Origin of the sequence: Xanthomonas sp. NCPPB 2586 (assembly GCF_041475775.2) — a bacterium.
In the GTDB taxonomy this organism is placed as follows: Bacteria; Pseudomonadota; Gammaproteobacteria; order Xanthomonadales; family Xanthomonadaceae; genus Xanthomonas; species Xanthomonas campestris.
On sequence record NZ_CM192981.1, the window covers coordinates 1799997 to 1812557 of the forward strand.

The 12561-nt window shown below is 67.4% G+C and carries 12 protein-coding genes; 5 read left to right on the forward strand and 7 right to left on the reverse strand.

The window, feature by feature from the left end:
- Window positions 1-7 precede the first annotated feature (7 nt).
- Window positions 8-763, reverse strand: coding sequence for a DUF6065 family protein (locus ACCQ09_RS07590; RefSeq protein ID WP_228427937.1), 756 nt, complete (start codon window positions 761-763; stop codon window positions 8-10).
- A gap of 98 nt (window positions 764-861) precedes the next feature.
- On the opposite strand from ACCQ09_RS07590, the gene tldD reads away from it, so the two are divergent.
- The gene (gene tldD, locus ACCQ09_RS07595; RefSeq protein WP_228427938.1) at window positions 862-2307 is read left to right on the forward strand and encodes a metalloprotease TldD; all 1446 of its coding nucleotides are present in this window, start codon (window positions 862-864) and stop codon (window positions 2305-2307) included.
- 169 nt (window positions 2308-2476) lie between these two features.
- Here tldD and yjgA read toward each other — a convergent pair whose 3' ends face one another.
- Window positions 2477-3070 carry a ribosome biogenesis factor YjgA gene (gene yjgA, locus ACCQ09_RS07600; RefSeq protein ID WP_228427939.1) on the reverse strand — a complete coding sequence of 198 codons (594 nt, stop codon included), beginning with the start codon at window positions 3068-3070 and terminating at the stop codon, window positions 2477-2479.
- Window positions 3071-3268: 198 nt separating this feature from the next.
- Here yjgA and pmbA point away from each other — a divergent pair, with 198 nt between their 5' ends.
- Complete coding sequence (pmbA, locus tag ACCQ09_RS07605) at window positions 3269-4636, forward strand: metalloprotease PmbA (protein ID WP_014508289.1); 1368 nt, start codon at window positions 3269-3271, stop codon at window positions 4634-4636.
- Between the two features lie 127 nt (window positions 4637-4763).
- The gene (locus tag ACCQ09_RS07610) at window positions 4764-5159 is read left to right on the forward strand and encodes a DUF4870 domain-containing protein (RefSeq protein ID WP_228427940.1); all 396 of its coding nucleotides are present in this window, start codon (window positions 4764-4766) and stop codon (window positions 5157-5159) included.
- A 71-nt stretch (window positions 5160-5230) separates the two neighbouring features.
- Here ACCQ09_RS07610 and ACCQ09_RS07615 read toward each other — a convergent pair whose 3' ends face one another.
- Window positions 5231-6328, reverse strand: a complete 1098-nt coding sequence (locus tag ACCQ09_RS07615; RefSeq protein ID WP_014508287.1) for a M35 family metalloendopeptidase — start codon at window positions 6326-6328, stop codon at window positions 5231-5233.
- 110 nt (window positions 6329-6438) lie between these two features.
- On the opposite strand from ACCQ09_RS07615, the gene ACCQ09_RS07620 reads away from it, so the two are divergent.
- On the forward strand, window positions 6439-6648 hold the full coding sequence (locus tag ACCQ09_RS07620) for a hypothetical protein (RefSeq protein WP_014508286.1): 210 nt from the start codon (window positions 6439-6441) through the stop codon (window positions 6646-6648).
- Window positions 6649-6813: 165 nt separating this feature from the next.
- Here the strand turns inward: ACCQ09_RS07620 and ACCQ09_RS07625 are convergent, their stop codons facing one another.
- The 4 genes from ACCQ09_RS07625 to ACCQ09_RS07640 all read right to left on the reverse strand — a co-directional run bounded on the left by ACCQ09_RS07625 (window position 6814) and on the right by ACCQ09_RS07640 (window position 11074).
- Window positions 6814-7689, reverse strand: coding sequence for a polyprenyl synthetase family protein (locus ACCQ09_RS07625; protein ID WP_076054633.1), 876 nt, complete (start codon window positions 7687-7689; stop codon window positions 6814-6816).
- Window positions 7690-7953 carry an exodeoxyribonuclease VII small subunit gene (locus ACCQ09_RS07630; RefSeq protein WP_011037729.1) on the reverse strand — a complete coding sequence of 88 codons (264 nt, stop codon included), beginning with the start codon at window positions 7951-7953 and terminating at the stop codon, window positions 7690-7692.
- Window positions 7954-7984: 31 nt separating this feature from the next.
- Complete coding sequence (gene tilS / locus ACCQ09_RS07635; protein ID WP_040942278.1) at window positions 7985-9283, reverse strand: tRNA lysidine(34) synthetase TilS; 1299 nt, start codon at window positions 9281-9283, stop codon at window positions 7985-7987.
- An 84-nt stretch (window positions 9284-9367) separates the two neighbouring features.
- Window positions 9368-11074 carry an alkaline phosphatase gene (locus ACCQ09_RS07640; protein WP_016944344.1) on the reverse strand — a complete coding sequence of 569 codons (1707 nt, stop codon included), beginning with the start codon at window positions 11072-11074 and terminating at the stop codon, window positions 9368-9370.
- A 139-nt stretch (window positions 11075-11213) separates the two neighbouring features.
- On the opposite strand from ACCQ09_RS07640, the gene ACCQ09_RS07645 reads away from it, so the two are divergent.
- The gene (locus tag ACCQ09_RS07645) at window positions 11214-12554 is read left to right on the forward strand and encodes a dicarboxylate/amino acid:cation symporter (RefSeq protein ID WP_011037726.1); all 1341 of its coding nucleotides are present in this window, start codon (window positions 11214-11216) and stop codon (window positions 12552-12554) included.
- The last annotated feature ends 7 nt before the right edge of the window (window positions 12555-12561 follow it).

Genomic DNA, 12561 nt, shown 5'->3' on the forward strand with positions numbered 1-12561 from the left:
CAGTCGATCACTCGCCGGCTGGGTCAAGCGACGCGCCGGTACGCGTGAATAGCGGCAGGCGCAGCCGCGTGCGGTGCCCGGCCACCGGCGTCTGCGCAGGCGCAGTCACGCCACGAAAGTAGCCGCGCTGCCATTTCTCGCGCGCCGCCGCCGATTGCGCGTCCGGCAAGGCTTCCAGGAAACGGCTGCGGCTGTCGGTCCAGTCGGCATGCTGCTGCGCCAGCTCCGGCGTTGCGGACAACGGCTGCCACTGCGGCTGCACCTGTTCGATCAACTGCCGCTGCAGCGGGAACAGATGGCAAAACGGCTCGCCCGCCTCGAAGCGCACCCGCCCCGGCCGGGTAAAACGCCAGTTCATGGTGAAGGTGTACGGGCTCCAGTCGGTTTCCGCGATGCCGCTCAGCGCACCGATGCCGTCCTTGGGGCAGTTCAACGGCCCGCTGACGAACAGGTCCACACCGGCGTCGGTCCGAAACAGGCAGGGCACGTGGAAGGTCAGCATGCCGTAGCCGAAATGGCTGATCGCCGGCGCGGCGGTGCCGGCATCGGCGGTGATGACCACCGCGCCCAGCCCGTCGCCGCCATCCCAGACCGCCTCGAAACCAGCCTGGCACAGCAACTCCCAGCCATGCGCATTGGCGATGGCCAGCGGCAGGCAACGGTAGGCGTAGCGTTGGTCGGTGGCATCCATCCAGGCGCGTTCGTGCGGCGCGGGGCGAATATCCAGCGTGTGTCCGTCCAGAACGTGGGCAGTGAGCTTCATGCGTGCGCGGTGGCTGGCAGCGGGCTGGCGATGATAGCCGCGTGCCACGTTCAGCCGTGCGACTTGTCTCCCCGGCGCGCGACCCCCATCCTGACCGCATGACCGACACCGCCCTGACTCTGGCCGAATCCCGGCTGCTGCTTCCCTCCGGCCTGGATACCGGCCACCTCGACCGCACCTTCGGCGCCCTGCTGGGCCCCGGCATCGACTTCGGCGACCTGTACTTCCAGCATTCGCGACGCGAGAGCTGGAGTGTGGAAGACGGCATCGTCAAGGACGGTGCGCATTCCATCGAACAAGGCGTGGGCGTGCGCGCCATTTCCGGCGAAAAAACCGGCTTCGCCTATTCCGACGACATCCAGCGCGAAGCCTTGCTGGAAGCGGCCCAGTCGGCGCGCGCGATCTCGCGCGATGGCGGCGCGCAATCCACCCGCACGCTGGTGCGCGGCAACGGCCGTGCGCTGTATCCGGCCACCGACCCGATCGACGACATGGACAGCGCCACCAAGGTGGACCTGCTGCGCCGCATCGACCAGTACCTGCGCGCTGCGGACGCGCGCGTCAAGCAGGTGATGGTGAGTTTGTCCGGTGGCGTGGACACGGTACTGATCGCGCGCAGTGACGGTGTGCTGGCCGCCGACGTGCGCCCGCTGGTGCGCTTGAACGTGCAGGTGATCGTCGAACACGGCGGCCGCCGCGAGTCCGGCTATTCCGGTGGCGGTGGCCGTTACGGCTATGCCGAGCTGTTCGCCGATGGCCGTCCGGAAGGTTTTGCGCGTGAAGCATTGCGCCAGGCGCTGGTCAACCTGGATGCGATTCCCGCGCCGGCCGGCGTGATGCCGGTGGTGCTGGGGCCGGGCTGGCCGGGCGTGCTGCTGCACGAAGCGGTGGGCCATGGGCTGGAAGGCGACTTCAATCGCAAGGGCACCAGCGTCTACGCCGGCCGCATTGGCGAGCGCGTGGCCTCCAAGGGCGTGACCATCGTCGATGACGGCACTTTGGATGGACGCCGCGGCTCGCTCAATATCGATGACGAAGGCACGCCCAGCCAGTGCACCACGCTGATCGAAGACGGCGTGCTGGTCGGTTACATGCAGGACACCCATAACGCGCGCCTGATGGGCGTGGCGCCCACCGGCAATGGCCGCCGCGAATCCTTCGCGCACCTGACCATGCCGCGCATGACCAATACCTACATGCGTGCCGGCGAGCATGATCCGCAGGAGATGATCCGCTCGGTCAAGAAGGGCATCTATGCGGTCAACTTCGGTGGCGGCCAGGTCGACATCACCAGCGGCAAGTACGTGTTCTCCGCAACCGAGGCCTACCTGATCGAAGACGGCAAGGTCACCGCTCCGGTGAAGGGCGCCACCCTGATCGGCAGCGGCCCGGAAACCATGCAGAAGGTGCGCATGATCGGCAACGATCTGGCCCTGGACGAAGGCGTGGGCGTCTGCGGCAAGGACGGGCAGAGCGTGCCGGTCGGCGTGGGTCAGCCGTCGCTGCTGATCGACGGCATCACCGTGGGCGGAACGCAGGCCTGAGATGCCGGGATTCGGGAATCGGGAGTGGGGAATCGCAACGGCAGGGGCGCAGAGCGGTGCGCCGGGCGGTTGCGGTTTGCCGGTTCAGCGGAGGGGAATCGAGAGTCAGGAGCAGAGAATCGTAACGGCAGGGATGGCCGTTGCCTGGCTCTATGGATCGGGCCGATCCCTATTCGTCGCCTTCTTCGTCGCTATACGACGCCGACTCTTCGTCTTCCAATCCCGCATCCCCACTCTCCAATCCCGGCTTCTGAGACAGATCACGCAGTACCTGGAACAGCTCACGGTAGGCGCGCGGCGGCTTGTTCTTGGCCCGCTCGTGGATCGCGTTGCGCACCAGTTGACGCAGTTGCTGGCGGTCGGCGGCCGGGTAGGCTTCGAGCAATTCGGCCAGCGCGACGTCGCCTTCGGCGAGCAGGCGCTCGCGCCAGCGTTCGACGCGGTGAATCGCCGCCACTTCGCGGCGCGCGGTATCGCTGTTGGCATCCAGCGCATCGCGGATCGCATCCAGGGTTTCGTCGTCCTCGCGGCGCATGTGCTTGGCCAGAAACGCCAGCTGGCGCTTGTGCGCGATATGCGAGGTGATGCGCTTGCTCTCTTCGATGTGCGGGATCAACGACTCGGGCACCGGCAACTTGGCCAGCTGCGCCGGGGTGAGCGCCACCAGCTTTTCGCCCAGGTCGAAAATTTCCAACGCCTCGCGCCGTTGCTGGCTGCGGCTGGCGCCACGAAATTCACCGGTATCTTCATCGCGTCCGCGCATGCCACTACATCCCAAAACGTGTTTAGTTAAATTTCCGGCCATGAACGGCTGGACTCCGGCGGAAGACTCCGCACCAAATTCAGACACTGCGGCCATGGATGGCCGAGCGTTCTGCGGAAGGATCCGCATCCAAATTCAGACAGTCCGGCCACGATGGCCGGGCTTTCGCGGACGGATCCGCATCCAAAGGATAAAGCATTGAACGCACTCTCCTCCGAAACCCGTGTGACCGACGACAGCCTGCAGCGCCTGGAGGCACTCACCGAGATCTCCCAGCGGCTGCTCGAGCGTGCCCGCGCCGCCGGCGCGACCCAGGCCGAAGTGAGCTGCAGCGAAGAACGCGGTCTGGACGTGAACGTGCGGCTGGGCGAGGTGGAAACCGTCGAGTCCACGCGCGACCGCGGTATTGCGGTGACGGTGTACTTCGGCAAGCGCAAGGGCAGTGCGAGCACCGCCGACCTGCAGGAATCCAGCCTGGAGGCCACCGTTGCGCAGGCCTGCGCCATTGCCCGCTACACCGAAGACGACCCCGCTGCCGGCCTGGCCGATGCGGAGCTGATGGCGCACGACTTCCCCGAGCTGGACAGCTGGCACCCGTGGGCGCTGGACGCCGACACCGCCGTGGACCTGGCGCTGGCCTGCGAAAACGCCGGCCGGCAGGCCGATGCGCGGATCAGTAACTCCGATGGCGCCTCGGCCAGCACCGGGCTCAGCCTGTCGGTGTATGCCAACTCGCACGGATTCATCGGGCGCGAGCGTGGCACCCACCATTCGATCAGCTGCGCGCTGATTGCCGGGCAGGGCGACGGCATGCAGCGCGATGGCTGGTACAGCAGTGCGCTGGCGCGCGAAGACCTGGAAGCACCGGACGCGATCGGCCGGCATGCCGCCGCGCGCACCGTGGCACGGTTGCAGCCGCGCTCGCTGCCGACCGGCCAGTTGCCAGTGCTGTTCGCGCCGGAAGTGGCACGCTCGCTCGTCGGGCACTTGCTCGGTGCAGTGTCCGGCGGTGCGTTGTACCGCCGCGCCAGCTTCCTGCTCGACAGCGTCGGCACGCAGCTGTTTCCCGACTGGTTCGGGATCGAGGAATTGCCGCACCTGCGGCGCGGCATGCGCTCGGCCGCTTTCGACGGGGAAGGCGTGGCCACGCGCCGCTCGGCCTTGGTCGACGGCGGCGTGCTGCAGCGTTATGTGCTGGGCAGCTATTCGGCGCGCAAGCTCGGGCTGCAGACCACCGCCAATGCCGGCGGGGTGCACAACCTGCAGGTGACCTCCAATGCCGGCGACTTGGCATCGATGGTCGCCGGCATGTCGCGCGGGCTGCTGGTCACCGAGCTGATGGGCAACGGCGTCAACGCGGTGACCGGCGACTATTCGCGCGGTGCCGGCGGGTTCTGGGTCGAGAACGGCGAGATTGCCTATCCGGTCGACGGGCTGACCATTGCCGGCAACCTGCGCGACATGTTTGCCGGGATCGAAGCGGTGGGCAGCGATGTCGACCCGCGCTCGCACGTCAAGATCGGTTCGGTGCTGATCAACCGCATGACGGTGGCCGGCGACAGCTGAGTCGCCGGCCCGGTGCCTGTGCCCGCCAGCGTCCCGGCGCTGGCGGACCCATGGCTTCCCGCACTGGTGGCGCGCGGATTGGTTGCTATAGTCCGCCGCACACCACAACCATGCATGGGGAGACATGATGAGCGAGTTCGACACACACGCCGCGCCACAACCGCCGCCGCCGACGATCAGCACCGGCACGCCCTCGGAAGAGCGCACGCTGGCACTGGCCGCGCATCTGCTGGGCATCCTGACGTCCTTCATCGGCGCGCTGGTGATCTGGCTGATCAGCAAGGACGCCAGCCCGTCCAAGCCGTTTGCCACCGACCAGGCCAAGGAAGCGCTGAACTTCCAGATCACCGTGATCATCGCCTACGTGGCTGCGGTGATCCTGACCATCGTGTCGTTCGGCATCCTGTTCTTCGTGCCGACGCTGGTGTGGGTCGCCAACCTGGTGCTCTGCATCCTGGCGGCGGTCAAGGCCAACAGCGGCGAGAGCTACCGCTATCCGTTCACGCTGCGCCTGATCAAGTAATTCTGTATTGCACGTAAAACAAAGGCCCGGCAGTCATGCCGGGCCTTTGGCGTTTTTAGAAAGTCACGCGATCAGTTCTGCGCCGGGGTGTTCTCGGCAAAGTACTCGTGGCTGTCGGCATTGGTGATCGCCTGGGCCGGGTTGCTGATCGCCAGGCTGCGTGCGCCGGACTGGCCATACACGCGGTCCTGGGTGCCGGCCACCACGGTGAAGTGGCTGGTCTCGTGTACCAGCGTGCCGGCCTTGGAGTCGGTGCCGGTTGTCGACGCGCTCCAGAACGCGTTGCAGACATGGATCTCGTACGGCTGGTTCGGATAGACGTAAGCGAAGGCGTCCGCCAGATCCGCTTCGCAGCTGCAGTTGATCGTCAGCTGGCCATTGTTCTGGTCCAGCGCGTTGTCGATGTTGACGAAGTTGGAGCTGACCCGGCTGTAGCGCGCGGCATTGTAGGCGCCGAACCAGGTGGTATAGCGCGCGCCGGTGCTGCCGCCGTTGAGGTAGGTACGCGCGTTCTGCGAGTAATTACGCGCGGCAGCGACGCCACTGGCGGCCTGGTTGGTGCGGGTGGTGCTGCAGTTGAGATAGTTGATGCCGTTGACCACGGCGGTCGGGCCGATTGCGAGCTGGCGCTGTACGCCACGACGCGCGCCGTCCAGCCAAACGGTGAGCGGGGTGCTGGTGGCCACTGCCGGCAGGCCATTTGCGGCCTTCATCAGGCTGCCATCGGACAGCGAGGCGTACTGCAGCGACGAGCGCACCTGGATGGTGTAGTTGCCGCTGGTGGACAGGTCATAGGCACCGGCCAGATCCACCTCGCCCTGGACGCTCTGGCCCGGCTGCAGGATGGTGAAGTCGGCTGCCTTGGGCAGGCCGCGCTTGACCAGGCGCCCGGTGTAGTCCACCGGCTTGCCGTCGCGGCTCACCTCCAGGATGCCGTTGTCCAGCGACTTCAGCGGCAGCTGATAGGTCGGAACGCGGGCGACCTGGCTGCCGTTGTTGGTGACGGTGACCGCGATCTTGCCTTGATGTCGCCCGGCCTGGTCGGCCACTGGCGCCAGTTCGATGGTCAACGGAACCGGTCCGCGCACGGACTGTGCCTGCGCCGAACCGAGCACGCCGACGACGGCCAGCGTGCCTGCTGCAAACGATGCAAGAAAAACATTCTTCACCAGTGACTCTCCTTGGTCGGGGGATGCCCGCAAGCGCGGGCAGGCCAAACCTAGGCAGAGCGAGCGGACGCGACAAGTCGTTCAATTAGCGATATTTCTGGATGTAGCGCATGGGTTATGCATCCGGATACATCACTGGTGTAGATAATTCAGCAATAAAGCGTGCCGGCGATCATGGAATCGTGGTGCCTGTGTGTCGCCGGCTGACACAAACGCTGGCGACCAATGTGCCGTTTTGTGACCAGGCGCGCCTGTTGCCTGAATGGACCCGCGTGATCGACCGTGCGGTGGCGCACGGAATGCGCAAACGTGTCGCGTAACGCGAACACCGGGGAGGCGATGCATGCGGCAGCCGCTGTGATTGCGTTGGCGTCTGGCGGGGCGGTGATGTGGTGCGGAGCGATGCGTTGGAGTCCGCAGATGCTCGGCATCCACGCGCAATCACACGCGCTCGGCAGCCGCGCGTGAGGCCTGGTTAGCCCCGCCTAGTGGGCGCGGTCGACCGCGAAGCGGCCGAGGCTGGCCAAGGTAGCGCCGGGTTCGCCGTAGGGCTCCAACAGTTCGTGCATGTGGCTGGCCAGTTCCGCCAGCTTGGTCTTGGCGCCGTCCATGCCCAGCAAGGCGGGGTAGGTGGACTTGGACTGCGCCGCATCCTTGCCGGCAGTCTTGCCGAGCTGGGCGGAGCTTGATTCCACATCCAGGATGTCGTCACGCACCTGGAACGCGAGCCCCAGCGCGTCGGCAAACGCATCCAGGCGCTGCTGGTCGGCAACGCCCGCGCCGCCAGTCAGCACGCCCATGCGCACCGCGGCACGGATCAGCGCACCGGTCTTGAGCGCATGCATGCGCTGCAGTGCGTCCAGCGCCTGCACTTGGCCGGTGGCGTCGATATCCAGCGCTTGCCCGCCACACATGCCGGCCGCACCGGCGGCCGATGCCAGGCTCTGCAACCAGCCCACCCGCAGTGCCGCGTCTGCCGGTGCCTCGGCCAGCAGTTCGAATGCGCGTGCCTGCAAGGCATCGCCGGCCAGGATCGCGGTGGCTTCGTCGAAGGCGATGTGCACCGTGGGGCGGCCGCGACGCAGCGCGTCATCGTCCATGGCCGGCAGGTCATCGTGTACCAGCGAATACGCGTGGATCAGTTCCACCGCCACCGCTGGCGCATCCAGGCTGCCTTCTTCGGCGCCGAACAAGGCGCCGCTTGCATAGACCAGCAGCGGACGCATGCGCTTGCCGCCACCGAGCACGGCGTGGCGCATGGCCGCGTGCAAACGCTGCGGGGCGAGGGCGGGGCTGGGAAGGCAAGCATCCAGCTGCCGCTCGGTGCGAGCAACCCAGCGCTCAAACAACGCCGCGCTCACTCAGCCGCCATCCAGCGACGGCGGCTCGAATGCTTCTGCCTGTTCGGGGCGTGCGGGGTCGGTCACCAGACGCACGCGCAGTTCCGCCTGTTCCAGCGCCTGCTGGCAATCGCGGTACAGCCCGATGCCGCGCTCGTAGGCGGTGAGCGACTGCTCCAGGCTCATCTCGCCCACTTCCATCTTCTGCACCAGTTGCTCGAGTTCTTCCAGCGACTGTTCGAAGCGGGCGACGGGGGAGGATTCGTTCAAAGACTTCTTGGCCATCGACAAAGTGTGCGGCGCGCGCGCAGGCGGGTCAATTCGCGGGTGCAGCGCTGCGCCAGTGCAGGCGCGCGGCGTGCGCACGCAACCACTGGTCCAGCGTGGCAGACACGATCTGATCACCGGCGGCCAGCAATGTCTCGCCGGCCCACAACAAGGGCAGGCGCGCGCGCTCCCACGGCGGCAGGTCTGATTGCTGCAGCAGATGTTTGAGTTGATGCGAATGGGTCCGGCCCGGCAGCACGATGCGCTCGCCCCCCTGGCGCGCGCGCACCTGCAGTGGCTGCTCGAAGCGCAGTCCGGGCGTGCCGCGCAGTTGCAGTTGCGCACCGTCGGGCAATAACAGTGTGCTGTCGCCGTTCCACTCGGCCTGCCACTGCGCTGGCCACGTCGCGCGCGCACTGAGCAGGTACAGCTGCTGGCGCCAGCGGCGAATTTCTGTCTGTTGCCAGGCAAAGCAGGTCTGCCGATCCGGCTGCGCGGTGGCGATCTCGCGTTCAAGCGCGTGCACGCCTTGCGCCGGCAGCGGCGGCGCGTGCGCGGCGGCCACCCAGGCGCGCAACAGGCGTGCGCGGCGCGCGGGGGAATGGCTGCGCAACGGCTGCAGCTCCAGGGCGCCGGCGCTGTTGCAGACGGTGGGCAGCAGGTTGACGTCGTCGTCGTGCAGCAGGGTGCTGGCATCGCCGCACAGCTGCGCGCTGCGGGCCAGTGCATCGGCCGCCAGCGGCCAGCGCTGCTGCAGCGCCGGCAGGACCTGTGTGCGCAGGAAATTGCGGTCGTGCTGCGGATCGGTATTGCTGGGGTCGTCGATCCAGCGCACTGCATGCGCCTGCGCATAGGCCGCCAAATCGGCGCGTGCGTGGCCGAGCAACGGCCGCCACAGCGTGCCCGGGCCGAACGGGCGCTGCGGACGCATCGCCGCCAGTCCGTCAGGGCCGGAAGCGCGCAGCGCGCGCAGCAGGAAGGTCTCGGCCTGGTCGTCACGGTGATGCGCCAGTGCCAGCCACTCACCCGCTTCCAGGTTCGCTGCAAAGGCCGCATGCCGCGCGGCGCGTGCGGCCGCTTCCAGCCCGCTGCCGCTGTCGCGTGCCACCTGCACGCGCACGATGTGCAGGGCAATTCCCAAGGCCGCGCACTGCTGTTGGCAGTGCAGCGCCCAGGCGTCAGCATCCGCATGCAGGCCATGGTGGACATGCACGGCGCGCAGGCCGGCCTCGCGGTAGCCGGGGGTGGCGGCCAGGGCATGCAGCAACACGGCCGAATCCATGCCACCGCTGTAGGCCACCAGCACCGGTGCCGGTGGGGTGGCGGGGATCAACCCGGCTGCCTGCATCACGTCCACGTCAGGCCACGCCCGTCACGACGCCGACCGCTGCGGGCCGCGCACCGCATCGGTTGTGCGCGGTGCGCTCGGCCATCAGCGCTGGGTCGCGCGCTCGAAGGTGGCGGGTGCGGGCAGGTTTACCGGCACCCCGGCGCTGTCGCAGGTGCCGGCCTTGCACAGGCGCGCACGTAGACGCGGGGTGGCCTGGACGATGACGTGGTAGATCACGTTTTCTTCCAGCGTGCCGCGGAACGCCGCGCTGCCCGGGCCGGTGGCCCAGATGCCGACGTCTTCGCCGCCGTGGCTTTCGGACTTGGTCGGTACCAGCGATTCCTGCATGTAGCTGGGCGCCTCGGTATCAACATGGGTGAGGTCGGGGCGGCCGTGGGCCGGCTCGCTGCTGCTGGGCTCGTGCGGATACTTTTTCGGCCCGGCCGGCTGTGCGTTGGTCGCGCCGGTATGGCCGGGGCCATTGGCGTAGCTGAGGGTGGTGTAGGGCTGGCCGGCCAGATCGGTGGCCAGCTGGGTGCGGTCGCCTTCTTCGCCGCCGGTGCCGCGCACCTTGCCCAGGATCGGGTTGCCACGCACCGGGTAGCCCACGAAGTTGAGCGTGTGCGAATGGTCGGCGGTGACGATGATCAGCGTGTCCGGCGGCGCCGTCTGCACGGCGGTGCGCACCGCATCCGACAGCGAGACCGTTTCATCCAGCGCGCGGTAGGCATTGCCGGCGTGGTTGGCGTGATCGATACGGCCGCCTTCGACCATCAGCACAAAACCGTTCGGGTCGCGCGACAGCGACTGGATCGCGGTGCGGGTCATCTCGGTCAGGCTGGGCTCGCCTTGCGGCGTGCGGTTGCGGTCATGGTCGAACTGCATGTGATCGGGCTCGAACAGGCCCAGCAGCGCCGGTGCGCCAGCGGCGGCCTGCAATTGCTGTTGGTTCCACACGTAGGCGCCTTGCGGGTGGGACTGCTTCCACTCGGCCACCAGGTCGCGCCCGTCCAGGCGCAGGCCGACCTTGTCGTCGTACTCGGGGTCGCGCTCCTGCACGGTCTGGAACTGGCTGCGGCCGCCGCCGAGCACCACCTGCGGGCCACGCCCGAAGCGTGCAGTGGAGAGCAATTGCTGGGCGATGTCCTGGCAGCCGGCGGTGCGGGCGGCCTCGGGCAGGTCGGTGTCGTTTTCCCAGTTGCGCTCCGGTGAATGCGCGTAGGTCGCCGCCGGCGTGGCGTGGGTCAGACGGGTGGTGGTAACGACGCCAGTGGCCATGCCGGCGCTGTCGGCCAGTTGCAGCCAGCTCAGCAGGCCCTTGCCCAGGCTGTCGGCACAGTCGCTGCGGTTGCCGCTGCTGACCCCGATCGCGCCCATGTGCGACTTCACCCCGGTGGTGATCGCGGTCATGGTGCCGGCCGAGTCGGGGGTCTGCGAATCGGTGTTGTAGGTCTTGCTGAAGGCGGTGGCGGGGAATTGCTCCCACGACAGCAAATTCTCTTCGCCCGGGCCGCCCTTGCGCTGACCGTCCAGGATGCGTGCGGCGGCCACCGTGGTCAGGCTCATGCCATCGCCCAGGAACAGGATCACGTTGCGTGCCTTGCCGGCCATCGCGCCGTTGCCGGCCGCACGTGCGGCGCCGGAGCGGTACCACCATTGCGGAGTTTCGCCGGCCGGATGCGTTACCGGTGGCACGTCCACCTTGACCGAGGCGGGCGCCGCGGTGGTGGATCCGGCAGTGGAAGCGCAGGCGGCCACGCATAGCGTGGTCAGGGCGGCGAGGGCAGGCAGGCGGTAACGCATCGGCATCGAACTCGTGACTGAATCAATGCCCATTATGCCGGGATGCATCCGTCGCACTGATGACACGCCGCTGTTCCAGTCGTGGCCTCGCGGGCAGGGCGGCCCTGCGATAAGGTGCATGCACTCCCCCCGGATGATTTCACGCATGACATTGGTCTCGGCCTGGTTGCGCATTCCGTTCTGGCAACGCGTGGTGGCCGGCTTCGTGCTGGGCGCGATCGCGGGCGCAGCCATGGGCCCGGCCGCCGAGGTGTGGTTTGGGCCGCTGGGCGATCTGTACGTCACCCTGATCAAGATGATCGCGGTGCCGCTGGTGTTCTTTGCGGTGATCAACGCGATCTCGTCCTTGCACGGGCAAAAATCCGTTGCGGCCTTGGGCGGGCGCACCTTCCTGTGGTTCGTCATCACCGCCGCACTGGCAGTGGGCGTGGGCCTGGCGGTGGGCACGATCATGCAGCCCGGCGCCGGCCATTTCAGCCTGAGCGTGGACTCGGCGTGGAAGCCGCGCGATGTGCCCAGCCCGATCAAGGTGCTGCTGGATGTGGTGCCCTCCAACCCGTTCTACGCGCTGACCGGGATCGGCACCAAGACCAATGCCGCCGGCGAAACCGTGCTGGCCGCCGGGCGTGGCTCGATCCTGCCGGTGATCTTCTTTGCCGCGCTGCTCGGCTTTGCGATGGTCAAGCTGGGTGACCGCGTGGCCGAGGCACGCAAGCTCACCGGGCAGATGAGCGACATCATGATTCAGGTCACCCGCTTCGTGCTGGAGATGACCCCGCTGGGCACCTTCGGCCTGATTGCGGGCCTGGTGGGCAGCTACGGCTTTGCGAAGCTGCTGCCGTTCGGCAATTTCGTGCTGGCGCTGTATGTGGCCTGCGCGCTTCACATCGTGGTGGTCTACAGCAGCCTGTTGCTGCTGCACGGGCTGAACCCGTGGAAGTTCTTCCGCGGTGCGGCGCCTGGCATGCAAGTGGCGTTCGTGAGCTCGTCAAGCTTCGCCGCGATGCCAGTGGCGATGCGCTCGATCACCCACAACCTCGGCGTGAACAAGGACTACGCCGCCTTCGCCGTGCCGCTGGGCGCGAGCATCAAGATGGACGGCTGTGGCGCGATCTTCCCGGCGTTGTGCGCCGTGTTCATCGCGCAATACACCGGCGTGCCGTTGACCGCCAACCAGTATTTCGTGGTGCTGATCGCCTCGGTGCTGGGCAGCTTCGGTACCGCTGGCGTGCCGGGCACCGCGGTGGTGATGGCCACGGTGGTGCTTAGCGCCGCCAACCTGCCGCTGGAAGTGATCGGCTATCTGTACGCCATCGACCGGATCCTCGACATGATGCGCACCATGACCAACGTCACCGGGCAGATGCTGGTGCCGGTGCTGGTGGCCAAGGAGACCGGTCTGCTGGACAAGACGATCTACGAGTCTGCGTCCACCAATGTGGGGCTTGAGGATCCGCCCACCGATCGCGCCGCGCCGCTGCGCTGAGCCGGTG

Coding starts and splice junctions, on each gene's coding strand:
- ACCQ09_RS07590 (WP_228427937.1), bottom strand. CDS start 763: ATGAAGCTCACTGCCCACGTTCTGGACGGACACACGCTGGATATTCGC.
- tldD (WP_228427938.1), top strand. CDS start 862: ATGACCGACACCGCCCTGACTCTGGCCGAATCCCGGCTGCTGCTTCCC.
- yjgA (WP_228427939.1), bottom strand. CDS start 3,070: ATGCGCGGACGCGATGAAGATACCGGTGAATTTCGTGGCGCCAGCCGC.
- ACCQ09_RS07610 (WP_228427940.1), top strand. CDS start 4,764: ATGAGCGAGTTCGACACACACGCCGCGCCACAACCGCCGCCGCCGACG.
- ACCQ09_RS07620 (WP_014508286.1), top strand. CDS start 6,439: ATGGGTTATGCATCCGGATACATCACTGGTGTAGATAATTCAGCAATA.
- ACCQ09_RS07630 (WP_011037729.1), bottom strand. CDS start 7,953: ATGGCCAAGAAGTCTTTGAACGAATCCTCCCCCGTCGCCCGCTTCGAA.
- tilS (WP_040942278.1), bottom strand. CDS start 9,283: ATGCAGGCAGCCGGGTTGATCCCCGCCACCCCACCGGCACCGGTGCTG.
- ACCQ09_RS07640 (WP_016944344.1), bottom strand. CDS start 11,074: ATGCCGATGCGTTACCGCCTGCCTGCCCTCGCCGCCCTGACCACGCTA.
- ACCQ09_RS07645 (WP_011037726.1), top strand. CDS start 11,214: ATGACATTGGTCTCGGCCTGGTTGCGCATTCCGTTCTGGCAACGCGTG.